This is a genomic window from Vreelandella sp. F11, from assembly GCF_042466685.1.
Lineage (GTDB): Bacteria > Pseudomonadota > Gammaproteobacteria > Pseudomonadales > Halomonadaceae > Vreelandella.
Genome location: NZ_CP170448.1, coordinates 4,531,099 through 4,552,182, shown reverse-complemented (window position 1 = coordinate 4,552,182; position 21,084 = coordinate 4,531,099). Strand labels below are relative to the sequence as shown.

At 55.9% G+C, this 21,084-nt stretch carries 19 protein-coding genes; 5 read left to right on the top strand and 14 right to left on the bottom strand.

From position 1 onward, the window contains the following. Window positions 1-72: 72 nt before the first annotated feature. From ACFIOZ_RS20730 to hemE, 5 genes are all read right to left on the bottom strand, one after another. On the bottom strand, window positions 73-1,173 hold the full coding sequence (locus ACFIOZ_RS20730) for an amino acid ABC transporter permease (protein WP_386080953.1): 1,101 nt from the start codon (window positions 1,171-1,173) through the stop codon (window positions 73-75). 15 nt (window positions 1,174-1,188) lie between these two features. Beyond that, a complete protein-coding gene (locus ACFIOZ_RS20725; RefSeq protein ID WP_386080952.1) occupies window positions 1,189-2,379 on the bottom strand; it encodes an amino acid ABC transporter permease in 1,191 nt (396 codons plus the stop codon). A gap of 98 nt (window positions 2,380-2,477) precedes the next feature. Then, window positions 2,478-3,503 carry an amino acid ABC transporter substrate-binding protein gene (locus ACFIOZ_RS20720; protein WP_386080951.1) on the bottom strand — a complete coding sequence of 342 codons (1,026 nt, stop codon included), beginning with the start codon at window positions 3,501-3,503 and terminating at the stop codon, window positions 2,478-2,480. Between the two features lie 259 nt (window positions 3,504-3,762). Continuing rightward, window positions 3,763-4,629 (bottom strand): polyamine aminopropyltransferase, encoded by an 867-nt coding sequence (gene speE, locus ACFIOZ_RS20715; protein ID WP_386080949.1) that lies wholly within the window; start codon window positions 4,627-4,629, stop codon window positions 3,763-3,765. Beyond that, complete coding sequence (gene hemE, locus ACFIOZ_RS20710; protein WP_386080947.1) at window positions 4,629-5,741, bottom strand: uroporphyrinogen decarboxylase; 1,113 nt, start codon at window positions 5,739-5,741, stop codon at window positions 4,629-4,631. The genes speE and hemE overlap by 1 nt, the downstream gene beginning before the upstream one ends. A 250-nt stretch (window positions 5,742-5,991) precedes the next feature. Between hemE and ribA the strand changes: the two genes are divergently transcribed. The 3 genes from ribA to cheZ all read left to right on the top strand — a co-directional run bounded on the left by ribA (window position 5,992) and on the right by cheZ (window position 8,341). After that, window positions 5,992-6,627 carry a GTP cyclohydrolase II gene (gene ribA / locus ACFIOZ_RS20705; protein ID WP_113270480.1) on the top strand — a complete coding sequence of 212 codons (636 nt, stop codon included), beginning with the start codon at window positions 5,992-5,994 and terminating at the stop codon, window positions 6,625-6,627. Between the two features lie 36 nt (window positions 6,628-6,663). Beyond that, on the top strand, window positions 6,664-7,359 hold the full coding sequence (trhA, locus tag ACFIOZ_RS20700; RefSeq protein WP_386080944.1) for a PAQR family membrane homeostasis protein TrhA: 696 nt from the start codon (window positions 6,664-6,666) through the stop codon (window positions 7,357-7,359). A 295-nt stretch (window positions 7,360-7,654) separates the two neighbouring features. Further along, window positions 7,655-8,341 (top strand): protein phosphatase CheZ, encoded by a 687-nt coding sequence (gene cheZ, locus ACFIOZ_RS20695; RefSeq protein WP_386080942.1) that lies wholly within the window; start codon window positions 7,655-7,657, stop codon window positions 8,339-8,341. 91 nt (window positions 8,342-8,432) lie between these two features. On the opposite strand, the gene ACFIOZ_RS20690 is transcribed toward cheZ, so the two are convergent. The 5 genes from ACFIOZ_RS20690 to ACFIOZ_RS20670 all read right to left on the bottom strand — a co-directional run bounded on the left by ACFIOZ_RS20690 (window position 8,433) and on the right by ACFIOZ_RS20670 (window position 13,048). Beyond that, window positions 8,433-9,056 carry a glutathione S-transferase family protein gene (locus tag ACFIOZ_RS20690; RefSeq protein ID WP_386080941.1) on the bottom strand — a complete coding sequence of 208 codons (624 nt, stop codon included), beginning with the start codon at window positions 9,054-9,056 and terminating at the stop codon, window positions 8,433-8,435. Between the two features lie 89 nt (window positions 9,057-9,145). Then, window positions 9,146-9,910, bottom strand: coding sequence for a co-chaperone DjlA (gene djlA / locus ACFIOZ_RS20685; RefSeq protein WP_386080940.1), 765 nt, complete (start codon window positions 9,908-9,910; stop codon window positions 9,146-9,148). A gap of 32 nt (window positions 9,911-9,942) precedes the next feature. Continuing rightward, window positions 9,943-11,868, bottom strand: a complete 1,926-nt coding sequence (dxs, locus tag ACFIOZ_RS20680) for a 1-deoxy-D-xylulose-5-phosphate synthase (protein WP_386080938.1) — start codon at window positions 11,866-11,868, stop codon at window positions 9,943-9,945. Window positions 11,869-11,870: 2 nt separating this feature from the next. Continuing rightward, window positions 11,871-12,764 carry a (2E,6E)-farnesyl diphosphate synthase gene (gene ispA, locus ACFIOZ_RS20675; RefSeq protein WP_386080936.1) on the bottom strand — a complete coding sequence of 298 codons (894 nt, stop codon included), beginning with the start codon at window positions 12,762-12,764 and terminating at the stop codon, window positions 11,871-11,873. Then, a complete protein-coding gene (locus ACFIOZ_RS20670; RefSeq protein WP_035581875.1) occupies window positions 12,758-13,048 on the bottom strand; it encodes an exodeoxyribonuclease VII small subunit in 291 nt (96 codons plus the stop codon). The genes ispA and ACFIOZ_RS20670 overlap by 7 nt, the downstream gene beginning before the upstream one ends. A gap of 247 nt (window positions 13,049-13,295) precedes the next feature. Between ACFIOZ_RS20670 and serA the strand changes: the two genes are divergently transcribed. Continuing rightward, window positions 13,296-14,540: a phosphoglycerate dehydrogenase gene (serA, locus tag ACFIOZ_RS20665; protein WP_386080934.1), complete on the top strand. Its 1,245-nt coding sequence runs from the start codon at window positions 13,296-13,298 to the stop codon at window positions 14,538-14,540. Between the two features lie 123 nt (window positions 14,541-14,663). On the opposite strand, the gene ACFIOZ_RS20660 is transcribed toward serA, so the two are convergent. From ACFIOZ_RS20660 to ACFIOZ_RS20645, 4 genes are all read right to left on the bottom strand, one after another. After that, window positions 14,664-15,860, bottom strand: a complete 1,197-nt coding sequence (locus ACFIOZ_RS20660) for a WD40/YVTN/BNR-like repeat-containing protein (protein WP_386080932.1) — start codon at window positions 15,858-15,860, stop codon at window positions 14,664-14,666. A gap of 8 nt (window positions 15,861-15,868) precedes the next feature. Beyond that, a complete protein-coding gene (locus ACFIOZ_RS20655) occupies window positions 15,869-16,783 on the bottom strand; it encodes a hypothetical protein (RefSeq protein WP_386080930.1) in 915 nt (304 codons plus the stop codon). Between the two features lie 2 nt (window positions 16,784-16,785). After that, window positions 16,786-18,915, bottom strand: a complete 2,130-nt coding sequence (locus ACFIOZ_RS20650; RefSeq protein ID WP_386080927.1) for a type VI secretion system Vgr family protein — start codon at window positions 18,913-18,915, stop codon at window positions 16,786-16,788. Between the two features lie 311 nt (window positions 18,916-19,226). Beyond that, window positions 19,227-19,916, bottom strand: coding sequence for a pirin family protein (locus ACFIOZ_RS20645; protein ID WP_386080925.1), 690 nt, complete (start codon window positions 19,914-19,916; stop codon window positions 19,227-19,229). A 210-nt stretch (window positions 19,917-20,126) separates the two neighbouring features. Between ACFIOZ_RS20645 and ACFIOZ_RS20640 the strand changes: the two genes are divergently transcribed. After that, window positions 20,127-21,077, top strand: coding sequence for a rhodanese-related sulfurtransferase (locus ACFIOZ_RS20640; protein ID WP_226246460.1), 951 nt, complete (start codon window positions 20,127-20,129; stop codon window positions 21,075-21,077). Window positions 21,078-21,084: the final 7 nt, after the last annotated feature.

The following is a 21,084-nucleotide window of genomic DNA, read 5'->3' as shown; positions in this document are numbered from 1 at the left end:
ACTGGTGTCAGAGGTGTTGGTGGCTGCTTGTGTCATGTTGATATCCTACTGAAAACGTAATGAGATGCGGCGTCAGTGTTTATGGCCGGTGTTTAGCTTGCGCTCTAAGTACTGGCTGTAGCGCGACATGCTGAAACAGAAAATCCAGAACACGAACGCGGCAAATACATACCCTTCTATCGAGAAGCCCAGCCAGCGCGAGTCGGAAAGCGCCGCTTGCACAATGCCCAGCAGGTCAAACAGCCCGATGATCATGACCAGGGTGGTGTCTTTAAACAGCGAGATAAAGGTGTTGACGATACCGGGAATCATCATTTTTAGCGCCTGAGGCATGACGATCAGCCCCATGCGTTTCCAATAAGTCATGCCCAGTGCCGCAGCCGCTTCATCCTGCCCTTTGGGGATCGCCTGTAAACCACCGCGTATCACTTCGGCCATGTAGGCGCTTTGGAACAGCGTAAGGCCAATCAAGGCGCGTACAAGGCGATCCACGCTAAGTTCTGACGGCAGAAACAGCGGGAGCATCACCGAGGCCATAAACAGAATGGTGATCAGTGGCACGCCGCGCCAAAACTCAATAAAGATCACGCAGAACGTTTTGACGATAGGCATGTTCGAACGTCGCCCAAGGGCGAGTACGATGCCGATAGGAAGCGCACCAATCATCCCTACGCTTGCCAGTAGCAGCGTCAGCATCAATCCGCCCCAGCGGTGGGTGGAAACCCGGGGTAGATCAAAATAGCCGCCGTGTAGCAGCACGTAGGCAATCACGGGGAAGATCAGCAGGGCAAACAGTGCCATCCAACGCTTGAACGGCAGCCGTGGAATGACCATCCAGGCAATAATGCCTGCAAACATGGCGAACACGATATTGGCGCGCCAGTACTCACTACTTGGATAGAGGCCGTACATAAATTGGGAAAAGCGTGCGTTAACGAATACCCAGCAGGCGCCCGCCCGGGTACAGTCTTCGCGGCTATCGCCTACCCAGTTGGCATCAATGAATGCCCATTGAACCGTTGGTACCACGAGTAGATACAGCACGTAGAGGCCCAACAGCGTAAAAATGCTATTGATGGGGCCATTGAACAGATTGCCACGTAGCCAGGCAATCGGGCCGATGGTGCCTTTCGGAGCCGGCTGCTGAGGTATGGTTTCTTTATTGTGAATCATGGGGTCGCCTCCGGCCTAGCGTTCGACCAGCGCAACGCGAGCGTTGAACCAGTTCATGAACATGGACACCAGCAAGCTGATGATCAAATAAACCGCCATGGTCATGGCAATTACTTCGATTGCCTGACCGGTCTGGTTGAGCGTGGTGCCGGCAAAAACCGATACCAGGTCGGGGTAGCCGATGGCGGTGGCCAGGGATGAGTTTTTAATCAGGTTCAGGTATTGGCTGGTGAGCGGCGGGATGATGACGCGCATGGCTTGTGGGATCACGACGAGGCGTAGAACCAGGTTGCGTGGCAAGCTCAATGCTTGGGCGGCTTCCGTTTGGCCGTGGGGGATGGCTTGGATGCCTGAGCGCACAATCTCCGCAATGAAGGAGGCCGTATAGATAGATAGCGCCAGCCATAGAGCCAAAAACTCAGGGATAATGGTGATGCCTCCGCCAAAGTTAAAGCCGCGAAGTACCGGCATCTCCCAGGTGACCGGTACACCGGTGGCTACTAATACCAGCAGCGGCAGGCCAAAAATAATCACCACCGACATCCAGAACACTGGCAAGCGCTTGCCGGTGGCTTCGTGGCGGCGCTTGTTCCAAATGACCAGCGCAATGCTAGCGATGATTGCCACCACAAAGGTCGCAGGAATTAGCCCAAAGCCTGACTCGAAAAGCGGTTGCGGCAGGTAGAGCCCGCGAACATTTAGGAAGATGGCTTCACCAAATGCCATGCTCTCTCTGGCGCTGGGTAGCGTCCGCAGTACTGCAAAGTACCAGAAGAAAATTTGCAGCAGCAGCGGGATGTTACGAAAGGTTTCAATATAAGCGTTGGCTAGTTTTGCGATCAGCCAGTTGGGCGATAACCGCGCGATACCGACGATAAAGCCAATAATCGAAGCGGCTAATACGCCTAGGCCGCCTACTAGTAGCGTGTTGAGCAAGCCGATTATGAAGGTGCGGCCGTAGGTGCTCTGGGAGGAGTACTCGATTAAACTTTGACCAATACCAAAGCCGGCTGTATTGCCCAGGAAGCCGAAGCCTGTCGTGATGCCGCGGGCGTTCAGGTTGGCTTGGGTATTGCCGATAATATAGATCAGGAAAGCCGCCACAACGGCGACTAAAATGAGCTGGAAAATAAGTGCGCGCTTTGCGCGGTCTCGCCAAAACGGCGGCTTTTGGCCGACGGGGCGAGCGTTAGGTCTTACAGACATGGGTGGCGTCTCCGCAATACGGAAGGTCAATCAAATGGCCCGCCCATACTCTCGGAACAGATACGTGAGAGAGGGCGGGCCGGGGTCAAGCGAGACGCTTAGCGAATCGGGGGAGCGTACTGGAAGCCACCGTCGTTCCACAGGGCGTTAACACCGCGCTCAATTTCAAGCGGAGAGTCCATACCCACGTTACGTTCAAAGCTTTCAGCGTAGTTACCAACTTGGCTAATAATGTTGTAAGCCCAGTCTGCTTCAAGGCCCATGCCTTCACCGTAGTTACCGTCTTGGCCTAGCAGGCGAGCAACATCGGGGTTTTCAGAGTTCAGCATCTCTTCTGCGTTTTCGCTGGTGACGCCGTACTCTTCGGCGTTAATCATGGCGAACAGTGACCACTTCACGATATTGAACCAAAGGTCGTCGCCTTGACGAACCACGGGGCCCAGCGGCTCTTTGGAGATCACTTCAGACAGGATCATGGACGCTTCAGGGTCGTCTAGCTGAATACGCAGTGCGGCTAGCTGAGAGGTATCAGAGGTCAGAACATCACAGCGGCCTGCTTGATAACCACCCACTGTTTGCTCAGAAGTATCAAATACGATCGGATTGAATTCCATGTCGTTAGCACGGAAGTAGTCAGCAAGGTTCAGCTCGGTAGTAGTACCCGATTGAATACAGATGGATGCACCGTCGAGCTCATCGGCACCGGTAATACCCAGGTCACGGGAAACCATGAAGCCCTGGCCGTCGTAAAAGTTAACCCCGGTGAAGTTTAGGCCCAGGGTGGTGTCACGGGTCGTTGTCCAGGTGGTGTTACGAGAAAGTACATCAACCTCACCCGACTGCAGGGCGGTAAAGCGTTCAACCGCATTGAGGGAAATGTAGTTAACCGCATCTGCATCGCCAAGAACCGCTGCCGCCACTGCACGGCAAACATCAACGTCCAGGCCTTGCCAGTTACCGTCGTCATCCGGCGCTGAGAAGCCTGGCAGACCATCACTCACACCACACTGAACGGCGCCACGCTCAATGGTATCTTCCAAGGTGTCGGCTTGCGCAGTTGCCATTCCCGCCAGGCTAAGTGAGCCAGCAGACGCCAGCAGCACTAGGTGTTTTTTATTGAACATTTAGTTTCCCTCGAAGTTCTTGAAATTGATTATTGAAATCAGTCATTGAAATAGTTGTGCATGCCGTAGCATGTAACTAAACCTAGCAAGGAAGATGCCAACAAGGGTACAGGCGTTAATTCAGCGCTTTTCAACGCTACTCAACGAATTCGAGACGAAGGTCTAGGTGCAAGAAAGGCAAGCGCCCACTCCAGCTTGCACCTTTGTGGGGCAAGTCGAAATGGGCGGTGAGGAAAAGGTGGGCAAAACGGCCGAGGGTTTACTCGGCTGCAAAGGTCTTGCGCATAAATGGTGGTAGAGCGAGGGCGCCACGGTGGGCTTCAACGCTGTAGTACTCAAGGGGCAGGCCGTGGCTGGCGGCTGCCTGCTCGCGGAACGTATTCACATCGGTGGCTTTACCCGCCAGTGTCACGCTCCACCAACCTGATGGATAAACCGGCTGCGGGAAGGGCAAAGTAGCAACACTGTCGAAACCCGCTTCAAGCATATCGTGGCGTAACTCACGAATGATCGAACCCGTGTGGTAAAGCGGTGATTCGCTCTGCTGCACCATGACGCCGCCGCTTTTCAAAATACGGTGGCAGCGCTTGAGAAAGTCGGTTTTGAACAGCCCTTCAGCAGGCCCAACCGGGTCGGTGGAGTCGATAATCAGCACATCAATGCTCTCATCCGGTGCATCGTCCACCCACTTGACGCCATCGGCGAACAGCAACTCGGCGCGGGGGTCGTTATTCGCTTCTACCAACGACGGAAAAAAGCGCTCAGACGCCTTGGTAACTTCCTCATCAATATCAATTTGGGTGACTTTCTCAACCCCGGGATGGCGCAGCACTTCTTTTAAGGTGCCGCAGTCGCCACCACCGATAATCACCACCCGCTTGGGATCTTGATGGGTGAACAGCGCCGGATGTGCAATCATCTCGTGGTAGAGGAAATTATCGCGATCGGTCAGCATCACGCAGCCATCCAGCACCATGAGGTTGCCGTAGGTCTCGGTGGCGTAGACCTCCAGATGCTGGTACTCGCTCTGCACATCCAGCAACTTTGCAGAGATCTTCAGTGAGAAGGCGCTGCCGTGGCTATCAAAGACTTCGGTAAACCACTGGTCGTCGCGTAAATCGCTCATCAATTGGCTCCTGAGTGCTGTGCGTTTGAGTGCGTTGGGATATCGCGGTGATACTGCGGGCTGAGTTCGTGCAGCGCCTCCATAAAAGCAGTGACGTTATCGGGATTGGTAAACTGGCTGATACCGTGACCCAGATTAAACACGTGGCCAGGGCCGTGGCCGTAGCTCTCCAGCACCCGAGCCACTTCGGCGCGGATAGCCGAGGGGCGAGCAAACAGCACGTTAGGATCCAGGTTCCCTTGCAGCGCTACTTTGTGACCAACACGAGCGCGCGCATCAGAAAGTTCGGTTGACCAGTCGATACCCAGCGCGTCGGCACCGGCGCAGGCGATATGCTCAAGCCACTGGCCGCCGTTTTTAGTGAACAGAATGACCGGTACGTGGCGTCCGTCGTGTTCGCGGATTAGGCCGGAAACGATCTGCTCCATATAGCGCAGCGAGAACTCAAGGTAAGCCGGAGTCGAGAGCGCACCGCCCCAGGTATCAAAAATCTGCACCGCCTGCGCACCCGCACGAATTTGGGCATTCAGGTAGTCAGTCACCGCATGGGCCAGCGTATCCAGCAACTGGTGCATGGTATCCGGGGTATCGTAGAGCATGGTTTTTAGATGGCGGAAGTCTTTGCTGGAACCGCCCTCCACCATGTAGGTTGCCAGGGTCCAGGGGCTGCCGGAGAAGCCGATCAGCGGCATGCGACCGTTCAGCTCGCGGCGTATAGTCGACACTGCACGCATTACGTAATCCAGGTCGCGCTCGGCATCTGGAACGCTCAGTGCGGCAACTTCTTCTGGGGTGCGCACGGTTTTACGAAATTTAGGGCCTTCGCCGGTTTCGAAGTACAGGCCAAGCCCCATGGCATCGGGAATGGTTAAGATATCTGAAAACAGAATAGCCGCGTCCAGCGGGTAGCGTTCCAAGGGCTGCAGGGTGACTTCGCAGGCCAGGTCATGGTTGCGACATAGATCCATAAAGCTGCCTGCATCGGCGCGGCTGGTACGGTACTCCGGCAGGTAGCGGCCCGCCTGTCGCATCATCCACACCGGGGTGCGATCCACAGGCTGCCGCGCTAATGCACGAAGAAAACGATCATTTTGTAACGGTGTAGTGGTCATAGAACTTGCTCTTAAGAAATTTGCCCACATTGTACTCGGTGTAAGTACTTGGGAACGTATGCAGGCAATTGTACTTGAAGATAAGTGCCAGGGCGGTGTACTCGGTGGCAAAAAATCGTCGCACTCCGTCAATTTTTCTCGCCTAACTAATCGATTTAAGCCGCTTTGCCAGCGTGAGGCGGGCGCCGCTTCCTGGTAGAATAGCTGCCCACTTTGCCAACACTCGTTTGGTTAATCCGCGAGGTATCCTGTGACCATTCGCTTCATAGCCGCTTCCCAGCTGCCAACGCCCTGGGCAACATTCACCATGCATGGCTTCGAAGATGAAGCCACCGGCAAGGATCATATCGCCTTAACGCTGGGTGATGTGACCGGTGATGAGCCTGTACTGGGGCGGGTGCATTCCGAGTGCTTGACCGGCGATGCGCTCTTTTCCATGCGCTGCGACTGCGGCTACCAACTGCAGGAAGCGCTTAAACGTATTGCGGAAGAGGGCCGGGGCGTACTGTTTTATCTGCGCCAAGAAGGGCGTGGCATCGGCCTATTGAACAAAATTCGTGCTTACCATCTGCAGGATCAGGGCGCCGACACGGTTGAAGCCAACGAGCAGCTCGGTTTCGGCGCTGATATGCGCCGCTACGACCTGTGCGTGCCGATGCTCAACCATTTGGGCATAACGTCGCTAAGGTTAATGACCAACAACCCGCGTAAGGTGGATGCACTCACCCGGGATGGGGTAAATGTCGTAGAGCGCCTGCCGATCACCACCGGCCTTAACCCCCATAATGAGCAGTATCTATCCACCAAAGCGGGCAAGCTCGGTCATATGATGGCGCTAGACGACTTTACCCACGCAAGCGATGTGGATATTGAGCGCAAGGGGTGATATGAGTGAGGCATGAGATGTCAGGAGAGCCTCAGAATGAAAGCTGTACGTGACCAATCTGAAGTATCTGCTGAAGAGCAGGGCGAATTCAGCGTTGTTGAAGAGTGGCTGCACAGTATCACCCACGGTATTGGTGCTGTGCTTAGCCTGGTGGGAATGACCGTACTGCTGGTGGCTGCAAGTGTTGCTGCCCATATCGACCCGTGGAAAATTGTCAGCCTGAGCCTGTACGGCACCACCTTAGTCCTGCTGTATACCGCTTCGACCCTTTACCACGGCATCCCTCACCAGCGCTGGAAGCAGCGCTTTCAGTTACTAGATCACTGTGCGATTTATCTACTCATCGCAGGAACGTACACACCCTTTTTACTCGTCAACATGCGCGGCACTACGGGCTGGATTTTGTTTACCGCGGTGTGGTCGCTGGCACTGGTGGGTATTGCCTGCATACTGCTATGGCCCCAGCGCTTTTCGATATTGCGCGTGGTGATTTACCTGCTTATGGGGTGGATGATCGTGCTGGCGTCAGGCGAAATGGCCGCGAGTCTCTCAACGACGGGTATTGCCCTGCTTGCCGCGGGAGGAATCACCTACACACTAGGCGTGATTTTCTACGCCGTGCGCGCTATCCCCTACAACCATGCGATCTGGCATCTGTTTGTGGTTGCCGGAAGCGTCTGCCACTACTTTGCCGTTTATAGTGCCGTTTTGCCCCACGTTTCGACTGCCTAGTGGTTATTAGTCTTGGATGCAACTCATCAGTGCAGCATCTGCCTTTTTAGATTTGCCTACCTATTAGCTGGCTTTTTAACGGGTCGAAAATTCCTGTAAGTCGTAGAATCCCTCTGTAAACTAAGCCACTAACTTAAGTTTTAAGATCTTAAGCCGAAAGTAGTATTAGGGTTAGATGCTGACCTGGACGTATTTAACGCCGAATGGCCTGAAAAACCACAGCGGGTTCGCATAGCGATGTCTATTGCCACACCCAAAACGACATTCAACAAGATTTTCCAACAAGAGGATTGTCATGAGCACTGTTAACAACGCCCACGACACGACCATGCCGTCGGTACTGGGCAAAAAAGACAGTACTGATGAGATGGTGCACCGCATAGGCCACTTAACGCGACTGCTGCGGGACAGCATGAAAGAGCTGGGCTTAGATCAGCAGATTAGCCAGGCGGCGCAAGCAATTCCGGATGCCAATGACCGGCTCAACTATGTTGCCTCCATGACAGAGCAGGCAGCAGAGCGGGCATTAAATGCCGTTGAACGTGCTCAACCAGTGCAAGACGGTCTTGAGGAAGAGGGCGCTGCACTTAATAAGCGCTGGCAGTTAGCAGCAGCCAAACTTGCGGCGGTAGAGGGCGATCCTAAGCTTGTCGAAGATACCCAAGACTTTTTGAGCAGCAAGCTTCCCAGCGCAACCGGGGCTACTCAAAAAGAGCTGCTCGAAATCATGATGGCTCAGGATTTTCAGGATCTCACCGGCCAGGTGATCAAGAAAATGATGGAGGTCATCAAGCTCATCGAAGAGCAGCTTGTTCAGGTGCTGGTCGATAATGTTCCCCACGTTACCGACGGCGTTAAGGTAGAAGATGACCGTGATGAGCATGCCAGACTGCGTAACGGACCGCAGGTGAACCAAAATAAGGCGGATGTGGTGGCAGGGCAGGATCAAGTAGACGATTTGCTAGATGACCTAGGCTTTTAAGCCAAGCCAAGCCAAGCCAAGCCAAGCCAAGCTAGTTAAAAACCGTTGCCATGCGTTGCCAGCAACGGTTTTGAAAGCGTTTAGATATCGATTAACTCTTTGCCGCTGCCTGCTCTTTTTCAATTGCTCTAGCCATCGCGGCGCGCTGAATATGGCGCTCGCGATAGGCCATTAGCGGCTCGGGTAAGCGGTGCTTCATGCTGATAGCCCACGATAAGGTATGGGCTAAAAACAGATCCGCAAGGGTAAAAGTACTCCCCACCAGGTTCTCTTGACCGTTGTAGCGACGCTCTAGTGCGCTTAACGCACGCTGAAACTCCCAGGCGCAGGTCGGCAGCACAGCTGTAATGCGTTTATCTTCGGGCAGGGCAAATTTATGTTTGGCCTGATTCCACAGTGGCTGCTCAATTTCTGTGACAATAAAGCTGAGCCACTGGTCGACCTGAGCGCGGGCGGCGGGATCGCTGGGCAGCAGCGTACCATCGCCATACTGCTCCGCCAGGTAACGGCAAATCGGCGCCGATTCAAAGAGAGTGAGCTCGCCATCCTCAATTACCGGCACCTTGCCGTCCGGGTGGCGCGCCAAATGTTCGGCTGTTTGACCCTCACCTTTATCCAACGCTACGTGTTGGCATTGATACTCAAGGCCTAACTCTTCAAGCGTCCACGCTGCCCGTAGCGAGCGGGAGTGGGGGAAAGTGTATAGCGTGATCATGGCGTGCTCCTGGCGAAAAATCGATGCTTTAATCTAGCGGGCGTGAACGTCGCTGTCGATTATCTAGATGCTATCTATTAGAGCCACCTCTAAGCGCTACCCCGCGCCTCACGGATCCGCTCGTAAGCGTTACCGATTTCGCTGGTACGCGCTTGGGCGACATCGCGCATGCTTTCGGGGAGGCCTTTGCCGGCGAGTTTGTCAGGATGGTTTTGGCTCATTAGGCGGCGGTAGGCTTTTTTGATCTCTGCATCGCTGGCATCTTCCGAAACCCCGAGTACGCGGTAAGCGTCTTTGAGGGCCTCTTCGCTGGCGCCCTGGGAGTTAGCGGCGGCACCATGGAGCATCGCTTCGATCTGCTGGACTTCCGCATCGCTACAGCCTACACCCCGGGCAACGCGCAGTATCATTTCGTGCTCGGCGGGATGAAGCACACCGTCTGCCGCTATGGCGGTTAGCTGCACTTGGATAAACACCTGGCGCAAAACCGGCTGGCGCTGGGTGAGGCGGTTTACGTTGGCCAACTCGGCGTCCAGATTAAAGTCATCGGCGCGGCCACGTTCGAAGGCGGCGCGGGCCTTGGCACGCTGTTCGCCCTGAAGATGCATCTGGTCAAAAAGCTTTTCAGCGATGTCCAGCTCGCCGTCGGTCACCTTGCCGTCGGCTTGGCACAGGCAACCCATCACCGAGAAGATCGACTCCAGAAAGCCTTCCTGGATGCGCATTCGGGCGATATTCAGGCGTCGGCTAAGGCGTTTGCCTAGCCACCAGCCCAGGCCACCGCCAATCAGGAGGCCCACCGGGCCACCAAACGCAAGGCCAATCAAGGCGAAGATAATAATCAGAAATAGCATGTTGGTCTCAAAAGTAATGTGAAAGTAATGGCTTACGGAAGTCGGGCGCGAATAGCCTGCTCAATACCATCGCTATCCAGCTGGCAGTCGGCAAGCAGTTGCGCCGGTGTGCCGTGCTCCACAAAAGCGTCCGGTAAACCGAGGTTGAGCACTTCCACCTGAACGCCTTCGGCGTGGAGTAGTTCATTGACAGCGCTGCCTGCACCACCGGCAACCACGTTCTCCTCCAGGGTCACCAGCAGTTCGTGCTCGTCGGCGGCGTGGAGCACCGCATCGCGATCCAGCGGTTTGATAGAGCGCATATTGATGTGGGTCGCATTGAGTCGTTCGGCGACTTCAGCGGCGGCGCTATTGAGGCTGCCAAAGGCGAGTAGTGCAATACGCACCCCGTCGTTGGCGGCATGGCGGCGTACTTCCGCTTTACCTATGGGCAGTGGCTCAAGGTGCGCGGGAATCTCCACACCTGGGCCGGTGCCGCGGGGGTAGCGCACAGCGGCGGGGCCGGGGTGGTGATAGGCGGCACTCAACATGGCGCGGCACTCGGCTTCATCCGCCGGTGCCAGAATCACCATGCCGGGCACACAGCGCAGGAAAGAGAGATCCATACTGCCGTGATGCGTGGGGCCGTCTTCGCCCACCAAGCCCGCGCGATCAATGGCGAAGGTAACATCCAGATTCTGCACCGCGACGTCGTGAATCAACTGGTCATAGCCGCGCTGCAGAAAGGTGGAGTAGATCGCGACCACCGGTTTCATGCCTTCGCAGGCCATACCCGCAGCCAGGGTGACTGCGTGCTGCTCGGCAATCGCTACATCAAAATAGCGCTCTGGGTACTCTTTTGAGAAGCGAATCAGGTCGGAGCCTTCGCGCATGGCGGGGGTAATGCCCATCAGGCGCGGGTCAGCGTCTGCCATATCGCAGAGCCAGTCGCTGAACACGTTGCAGTACTTTTTCTTGGCCGGGGGGGGGGGCACCACCGGTTTCTTGGTCGCCGTCGTATTGGCTAATGTGCTGGGCTTCTCCAGCTTGGTAATGGCGTGGTAGCCAATCTGATCCGCTTCGGCGGGCAGAAAGCCTTTGCCTTTGACTGTTTTGATATGCAGAAACTGGGGGCCGTCCAGGTCGCGCAGGTTTTCAAGCGTCTGGGTGAGCGCGTCCAGGTCATGGCCATCAATGGGGCCAACGTAGTTAAAGCCCATCTCTTCAAACAGCGTGGCGGGGCTGACCATCCCTTTCATATGCTCTTCAGTGCGCCGGGCCAGCTCCAGTGCGCCGGGCAGGTGCGAAAGCACTTTTTTGCTCTCTTCGCGTATTTTCAAGTACGGCTTGCTGGAGAGCACACGGGCTAGGTAGGTCGCCATGCCGCCGACGTTCTCGGAAATCGACATCTCGTTGTCGTTGAGAATCACTAGCAGGTTGGCATCTACGTGGCCCGCATGGGCCAGGGCTTCAAAGGCCATGCCAGCGGTGAGCGCACCGTCGCCAATAATGGCGCACACACGGCGCTTATCGCCCTGTGCCTTGGCTGCCAGCGCCATCCCCAGCGCCGCTGAAATCGACGTGCTGGAGTGGCCGACGCCAAAGGTGTCGTACTCGGACTCAGCGCGGCGGGGAAACGCCGCCAAGCCGCCGTGCTGGCGAATACTCAGCATCATCTCCCGGCGTCCGGTGAGAATCTTATGCGGGTAAGCCTGATGGCCAACATCCCAGACGAGACGGTCGTGGGGCGTATGGAAGGCGTGGTGTAGCGCAACGCTCAGCTCGACCACGCCGAGCCCGGCGCCAAAGTGGCCGCCGGATACACCCACGCTATAGAGCAGGTAGGCGCGCAGCTCGTCGGCCAGTTGGGCGAGTTGCTTGGCGTTCATGGCCCGCAGCGCGGCGGGGTGCTCAAAGGAGTCGAGCAGCGGCGTCGTTGGGCGCTCGCGGGGGATTTCGTCGAACAGCTTCATGGGCATCTTTAGTGGTCGCGCTCGATCATATAGTGGGCTAAGTCGGCCAGCGGTGCAGCACGTTCGCCCAGTGGGGCGAGCGCGGCAATGGCCTCGTCAATCAGACTGTGCGCTTTGCGTTGAGCACCTTCTAACCCCAGCAGGCTGGGGTAGGTGGGCTTGGCGCGTGCGGCATCGGCGCCTGACGTTTTGCCTAGGGTAACGGTATCGCCGGTCACATCCAGGATGTCGTCGTGAATCTGAAAGGCTAGCCCAATGGCGCGGGCGTAGCGAGTCAGCGCCGTTAGACGGGGGTCGGAGTCTTCAACGGCAACCAGACCGCCCAAGCGCACAGCGGCAACAATAAGGGCGCCCGTTTTATGCGCATGCATATGGGCCAGGGCATCGACGTCCGGGTGGCCGCCGACGGCGTCTAAATCCAGCGCCTGCCCCGCCACCATGCCATCACGTCCAGAGGCGGAAGCCAGGGTGTGCACCAGATGGCCCAGCCGTGGATGAGCGTTGCTTGCCAGTACTTCAAACGCCAGCGCCTGCAAGGCGTCGCCGGCCAGAATCGCGCTCGCTTCATCAAAGGCTTTATGCACCGTGGGCTGACCACGACGCAGGTCGTCGTCATCCATGGCGGGTAAATCATCATGGATCAACGAGTAGGCGTGAATTAACTCGATGGCCGCGGCAGGGGCGTCCAGAGCGCTCTCTTCAGCACCTAGCGCGTGACCGGCCATATACACCAGCAGTGGGCGCAGGCGTTTGCCACCGGCCAGCAGGCCATGGCGCATGGCGGCTTCAAGCCTTGGCGCTACCGCTGGGCGGCTATCAAACAGTGCCGCTAGCGTAGCGTCTACGCGGGCATTGCTGGTTTGGCGCAGGGTGGCAAGCTGGCTAGGCTGCATGGCTACCATGGGGGCGTCTCCTTGCTCTCATCCTCGGCCGCATCCTTGGGGTCGTCGGGGCCAGCGAAGGGCGCTACATTTAAGCGCCCTTCGCTGTCTTCACTTAGCGCCCGCACTTTAAGTTCGGCGCTATCCAGGCGCTGCTGGGCATCGCGGGTTAGCCGCACGCCCTGTTCAAACGCGGTCAGTGCATCTTCCAATGAGAGCTCGCCTGACTCAAGACGTTCAACGATAGATTCGAGTTGCTCAACCGTCGCGGCAAAGTCCTGCGGGGGTGGTGTCGTGTCGCTCATTGGGGGTGCCTACAAACCGGTATGTTTTTAAATAAGCTGAAATAAGCCCACAGTATACACCGAGGCTGGGGGGCGGCGTCTGCCCTCTTCAGTGCAGCTTGTTGCGGGACTTGCGATCTATTCATCGTCTGCACGCAGACTTTTCATCATTCGCACCCGGCCTGAACGGTGCGGGTTGTGCTACGATATGCGCCTCCCGTGAACCGATACACGGCGCATGCCGCCGACCATAGAGGTTGATTCAGCCATGGCCAAAACGTCCCTGGACAAGAGCAAGATCAAGATCCTGCTACTCGAGGGCGTCCACCAAAGTGCGGTGGACAATTTTCACAACGCCGGTTATGAAAATATCGAGCATCTGCCTACATCCCTTGATGAAGACGCGCTGATCGACAAGATCCGCGATGTTCACTTCATCGGTATTCGCTCCCGCACCCAGCTAACTGAGCGAGTGTTCGAAGCGGCTGAAAAACTGGTCGGCGTTGGCTGTTTCTGTATTGGCACCAATCAGGTTGATCTGACTGCCGCCCTTGCTCGCGGCATCGCGGTATTTAACGCACCTTACTCCAATACCCGTTCGGTGGCCGAGCTGGTGCTGGCAGAAGCGATTATGCTGCTGCGCGGAATCCCTGAGAAAAACGCCCGCGCCCACCAGGGAGGCTGGCTGAAGTCAGCGAAGAACTCCCATGAAGCACGGGGTAAAACCCTGGGCATCGTGGGCTACGGCAGCATCGGTGCACAGCTTTCGGTACTGGCCGAATCGCTGGGCTTTAACGTCATTTACTATGATGTCATCGCCAAACTGGGTATGGGTAATGCAAGCCAGGTGGCTAACTTGGAAGAGCTGCTGGGTCGCGCCGATGTGATCAGTCTGCACGTGCCTGATCTGGCCTCTACCCGCTGGATGATCGGCGCCAAAGAGATTGCTGCCATGAAGCCTGGCGCAATCTTTATCAACGCCTCCCGGGGTAGCGTCGTTGAAATCGAACCGCTGGCCGAAGCGCTTAAAGCGGGCAATCTCAACGGCGCGGCGGTCGACGTCTTCCCGGTCGAGCCAAAAGGCAACGACGAAGAGTTTGAGAGCCCGCTACGTGGCTTGGAGAATGTGATTCTGACCCCGCATATCGGTGGCTCTACTCTGGAAGCTCAGGAGAACATCGGTATCGAAGTGTCAGAAAAACTGATCACTTACTCCGATAACGGCACCACCGTGACCTCGGTCAACTTCCCTGAAGTCGCGCTGCCCGCTCACCCGGATAAGCACCGTCTGCTGCACATTCACGACAACGTGCCGGGTGTGCTGTCGCAGATCAACCGCGTGTTGTCTGAAAATGACATCAACATCTCCGGTCAGTACCTGCAAACCAATGAAAAAGTCGGCTATGTGGTCATTGACGTAGATAAAGCTTACGGCCCTCAGGCGCTGGAAGCATTAAAACAGGTGGAGCATACGCTGAAGATTCGCGCTCTTTATTCGGCGCAGAATAGCTAAAACGTAGCGTCAGCGGTACAAAACGGCCCCTCATTGTAGGGGCCGTTTTAGTCTGCTTTTCTTCAGAGTATTGATGAAGTTTGCCAGAAAGCCGTGGTTGCCGCTACCACAGTGCTGCACGCTTTAGGGAATCTCGCGCCGATAGAGTGAATAGCCTGCTACCCGCCAGCGTTCGCCCGTGCGGGTGTCGTAGTAGCCCCCTTGGGCGCTACGGCCTTCATCCTCTATCCGCCAGTCAGCGCCGCCATCGTAGCTAACCGCAGTCACGTCTTTGCCCAGCAGGCTGCCTTCGTTAACGCCATCAAACAACAATCCTTCTTCCGGCGTGATATAGAGGGCATAGCCTACCAGATCACTGTCGAACTCATGCAGCTCAGTGAGTTGATCACCATTCCAGTGCCAGATCGAAGTAGGGTGATGTACCAACTGCTCTTTGGGCATTAAGGAGGTGGGCCTTCCTTTACGGGCGAGAATGTAGACCTCACCTTGCTCATTCGCGGCAATATCGTTTACACCGTAATCGCCTACCGCTACTTCAAAGCGTGGCTCGGTTTCTCCCCACGGCAGTGCGTAGATAACGCTTTCGCCTCGCGCTTGATCGAAGAACGCCATACGCAGCACGTTATCCTGACCGAGGGCGACTAAATCGAAACGCTTTCTTTCGTTTTCCGGATCACGCGATTCCGCTGGCACAGGAATCTCTTCCCAGTGTTCACCGCCATCCTCGGTACGCCATACGTGTGGTCCCCAGCCAATCAGATAGCCTCGCTGAGCATCAAGAAACCGAAATGTCGAAATATTTTGATCTTCGGGCCAACGTAATTTTTCCCAGGACTCGCCTTGGTCGGTAGATTTAAATAGCTGGGTGAGTTGCGGCGTGTAGCGCTCGCCTGGTGCAGGATTCATGTGATAGTCCATCCACCCTGTTGCGAGGTAGAGGGTATTCCAATCAGGGGAGAGCCACCAGTCGGCCTGTTGAGCAGGCTCCTCAAAGCGCCGTTCAACGCCTTGCTCAAGCGAGCCACTAAGGATGCGTACCGTGCGGCGATTGGCTCTTTCACTGACATTACCCATCCACGCTTCTGTAGGTTCTGCCCTGTTGGGATCGCTACGCTCTTCTCGTGGCTTAAATGTTATTTCTGGGTTTGTGAGCTTCATTGACAAGATTTGCTCATTGCGCATCCGAAAATCCCCTGGCCCGTAGGGAGTGTCTTCCTTCATAAAATCGTTACTAACACGCTCCCACATACCGCCACTCCCTATTACGTACCCTGCTACCAAAATGACCACAGTTGCTATTGCCCAACGAGATCGTTGCATAGTTGCTCCTAGCGTAGTTTCTGCATCAAGCGCGAGAGCGCCTGTTCGACAGCACTGACTCCTTCACTAGCACCGTTATAGATGGCTTCAGAAACCGCCTGCGGAGCGTTCGAAACTGCATCCCAGGCACCTTTGGCCTTGTCCCGGACTACCTCGATACCGCTGTCAACAGCCTGGTTCCACGTCTCCTCATCCAGCCATTCTTCAGCATTGGGCTGGGTGCCAATTCGCATCAGATCAGTGATCGGCAAGTCAGCAAGGCCCGCATCAAGATAGGCTGGCACATGGGTATTAAAAGCAAAGGTTTTGAAGGTGATGGGATCGACCTCCAGTTCATATTGTGTGACTTCCATCTGCACGGTACGGTTGGGGTAGCGGCGGCAGACTACCGTGATTTCATTGCCCTTCATATTGTCTTTAAGGCCATCTTCTATATGGCTCTGCAACAAGTAACGGGCGTCTTCTAGCCACGTTTTCCCAGCGTCGCTTAAACGAGGTTGAAGCCGCTCCCCATAGGTATAACAATAATAGTAGCCATAGCTGATGTAATAATCTGGCGGCAGGTGACCACAGCCGATATGGCGCATCATAAAATTGGCGTGCCGTGACCAGTGAGAATGGGCGCTATCCGGTGCAATCATTTCATCACGGTTCGCCAGAAAACGGAGGAATACGTCAACATTATCAAAAGGGTTCCAGGTGGTGGCCCAGGCTTTAAGAGCTTCCCAGCTTGCAACGCCGCTTTTATCAATAAACTCATCATGGAGAGGGCGATAATACCACTCACAGTTGCCTAAAAAGGCCTCGTTGGCTGGTGGCACGTGCTTGTTACAAATCTGAAGATTAACGGCGACAGGCTGTGTGTCGTCTGTAGTGGTATAGGCCGCATCAGCAGCACCTAGAACATCATCATTTGTAGACACGTTTAGTCCCCCAAAATATCGATATGCAAGCGGCCAGGTACATCGCTTTCGGTCAGCCCTGTCTCTCCCAATTCGTTTGTGCGCCCTTCTTTAACGACACCACCTTGAGCATCAGTAATGCGATAGCGCATATTGGCAGCGGGTATATCCGTGCCATTCCATTTAGCGACGAATGCTTGGTTATAGTTGCCAACGCCACTTTCGCTACCACGGGGCCGCAAAGGATCCAACACCGCCTGACCACTCCCCACCCCAGGGCTACCGCCAGAGTTGAACTTGACCTGAGCACCAACGATAGTAATCCCGCTGGGGTCGAGCTTAACGAAGCTGCCCCCGGCCTTGAGGGTGATCTCTGCTCCGGCATCAATCACCGTTTTGCTGCCTGATTTTTGATGCACTTCCTGTCCCGCTTCCAGCAGGTGTGCTCTGCCAATCTTTTCATGGCGAGTGCCGTCGATCATCAGGTGGTCGTCGCCATCCACCTTGGTGTGGCGGTTGTTATGCACCGTGTGGTGATCGTCGTTATCGATCTCGCTGATGCGGTCGTTATGCACCTTGAGGTGACTGTCGTGCTGGATCTCTTCGGTGCGGTCGTTAAGCGTTAATAGCTCCAGGTCTTTCTGGGCGTGGAGCCAGATCTGCTCTTCGCCTGCTTCGTCTTCAAAGCGCAGCTCGTTAAAGCCTTCGGCCTTGTGGCTTTGGGTACGGATGACGGTGCGGGTTTTGTGTTCCGGCAGCGGGTAAGGCGCCGTATTCACCGCGTGGTAGGTGCGCCCGGTGACCAGCGGCTGATCGGGGTCGCCCTCTAAAAACGAGATAATCACTTCATGACCAATACGCGGAATGGCGATACTGCCGTAGCCGCCACCTGCCCAGCCCTGGGCAACCCGCACCCAGCAGCTGGCGGTGTCGTTGGGTTCTGCGTAGCGATCCCAGGGGAACTGTACCTTGACCCGGCCGTGTTCGTCGCAGTGGATCTCTTCGCCTTCGGGGCCGACAACAAAAGCGACCTGGGGACCATCGACCCGGGGTTTGGGATTGGCGGTGGCGCGCCAGGGCGTATCGCCGGGGATAAGAGTGACCTGGTTGTAATAACGCGTCATGCCGCTCGCATCACTGTGCGTCATTCCATCCTCTTCCAGCGCCTGGGGTTGCTCGCCGAAGTGATGCACTTCAATGGCTTGCCAGTCGCGATTCAGGCTATCGCTGTCATGATCCATCAACGTAAAGCGCAGGCCGGGGGCCAGTTCGGGGAGGTCGCTTTCGGCGCTGGCGGTCATCGCTTCGCGGCGTAGCTGCTCCAGGCGAATACGGGTAAACGGTTGGCCGGAGGCGTCCTGCTTATAGCGGCCAGGGTAGTCGTAGTGTTCGTAGTCCGCGTTTTGACCATGGGCTTCTACGTCGCGCCCCAGGTGGTCATGCAACTGCGCATAAGCGGGGTTTTTAAAGCTGTACTCTTTCAGCGTGGCGGACGCGGTCGCCACACGGGCGGTATGGCTGAGTTTGCGCACATGGCGGCTGGGGGCGGTGCCGCCTGCACGGCTGTGGTAAGTGCGTTCGCCGAGGTTGGTCAGTACCTGCGGGTCGTCGGCGAAGATCAGCCGATGGCTACCCTCTGCAAATTCATGGAAGTAAAACAGGCCCTCTTCGGCGGCCAGGCGCTCGATAAAGGTGAGGTCGGTTTCACGGTACTGGACGCAGTACTCACGCTCGGCTAGGTCGCGGTTTACCGAAAATCCCACATCGGTAATCCCCCGCTCATCGCACAGGGTATTAATGATGGTGAGCGGATCGACCTTTTGGAAAATACGCGAGTTCTGACGCAGTGAAAGCCGCCAGAGCGCTGGGCGCAGCACCAGCGAGTAGAAGGTACGGCGATGGCCGCGGTCACCCTGACCAAACTCGCTGACGATACCGTGCACTCGGCGCAGCGGTTCGCCATCCTGCCAGATAGTCAGTTCCGCCTCACGATCCAGCAGCTCCGCGGCGTCCAGGCTGCCATCGCGGCTGGCAAGGTTAAGCGCCAGCTCGAAAGGTTGGGAGAGCGCTTCACGGTGGGTGAAATCAATTACTGCGATCTCGTCAACGCCGGGTAGGGTCAGGGTAAACTGCAGGCCCGTGTTGTCCGCCATCGCTCCGCTCCTTGAAACGTTATGTGTTAAATGAGAGACGAGTGAGGATAGCGAAAAAAAAGCGAAATTAAACCAATTTAGCCCGCATGGCGGGCAAGTTACATGAATCACTTACAAAATTTTAAGAGATTTCTTACAAAGGAGGGGGTTGTGTTTTTGGTTTTGGGTGTGGTAATTACGCTCTTTCGCGGGTAGGTTGCACTGGTATTGAGTAGTAGCTCAGTAGTGTACTTGCCGTTGATAGGCTGCTCGGGCGGTTGGCTGCCCTTTAATGTAAGGGCAGTTTTGGTTCTTGGGTGGGTGGGCAAATGCTAGACCAAATCAAACAACAACACTTCGCCCGCTTCTTTCCCCGTGAGGCTGATCGACTCTTCCGGCGTAAACGCCGCGGCGTCGCCTGCGCTTAGCGTCTCGCCGTTAACCTCCATTTCGCCGTTCACTACATGCAGCCAAGCGTAGCGGGAAGGTGGTGCTGTTGCCTGTTCGCCAGGATTAAACAAACCCGCATATAGGTTGACATCCTGGTTGATGCTCACTGACCCTTCGCGACCTTCTTCAGAAGCCACTAAACGCCATTGCCCTTGGCGTTCAGCGACAGGGAAGGCCTTTTGCTCGTAGCTGGGCTTGATGCCGAGCTGCTTGGGTTCGATCCAGATCTGCAGGAAGTGCAGCTCATTCTCCTTGGAGTGATTGAACTCGCTGTGTAGCACCCCGGTACCCGCCGACATGCGCTGTACATCGCCTGGGCGCATCACCTCGCCATTGCCCATGTTGTCCTTGTGCTCCATTTCACCTTCCAGCACATAGGAGATAATCTCCATATCCCGGTGCGGGTGGGCGCCAAAGCCATGGCCGCCCGCAACGCGATCCTCATTGATCACGCGCAGGGCGCGAAAGCCCATATGGTTGCGATCAACGTAGTTGGCAAACGAAAAGGTATGGAAAGAGCGCAGCCAGCCGTGGTCGGCATAGCCCCGCTCGTTGGAACGACGAATAATCATGCTGTACTCCGCAGGTTGCGTTAAGGTAATAGTGACAATATACGCCTTGTTGACCCTCCGTGGGGTGAAGCTTTCAGCACGTTCCTGTCGAATAAATCGACGTATTAAATAAGGTCGCTACCGCTAAACTTTCGATTAACTTTCAAGTAAAATCCTGCCCTCATTTAACCCGGTCCGCCCTTTGCGAGGGCGACTACCTGGAGCAAGAGCATGTCTGAGTTTAACGATACCCCGCCCATTGTGGTCGCGGCGCTGTATAAATTCGTCACCCTGAACGACTTCGAAGCGCTGCGTGAGCCGCTGCGCCAAACCATGCTGAATAACGGTGTCAAAGGCACCTTGCTGCTCGCCAAAGAGGGCATTAACGGTACGGTGGCGGGTAGCCGCGAAGGCATCGACGCCCTGCTGACATGGCTCACCGCTGACCCACGCCTGACGGATATTGACCATAAAGAGTCCTATTGCGACGAAACGCCTTTCTACCGCACCAAGGTCAAACTCAAAAAAGAGATCGTCACCCTCGGCGTGCCGGATATCGACCCTAACGATACCGTGGGTACTTATGTCGAGCCGGAAAACTGGAACGACATCATCGCCGACCCTGAAGTGCTGGTGATCGATACCCGCAATGATTACGAAGTGGCGATTGGCAGCTTTGAGCGGGCGATCGATCCTAAAACCACCACTTTTCGCGAGTTTCCCGAGTACGTGCGCGAGCACTACGACCCAGAAAAGCATAAGAAAGTGGCCATGTTTTGCACCGGCGGCATCCGCTGTGAAAAAGCCTCCAGCTTTATGCTTAAAGAGGGCTTTGAAGAGGTCTATCACCTGAAAGGTGGCGTGCTGAACTACCTGGAGAAAGTCCCCGAAGAGCAGTCGCTGTGGCGCGGTGAGTGTTTTGTGTTCGACAACCGGGTGACGGTTCGCCACGACTTAAGCAAAGGCGAGTTCGAGCAGTGCCACGCCTGCCGCATGCCGATCTCTGCCGAAGATATGCAGTCTTCTGCTTACGAGCCGGGGATTAGCTGCCCACACTGCATCGACTCTTTGCCGGAGAAGACCCGCGCCGCCGCTCGCGAACGCCAACGCCAAATCGATCTAGCCAAACAGCGCGGCGAGCCGCATCCCCTAGGCCGCGATACCCGGCTAATGAAAAAATAAGCGAGGG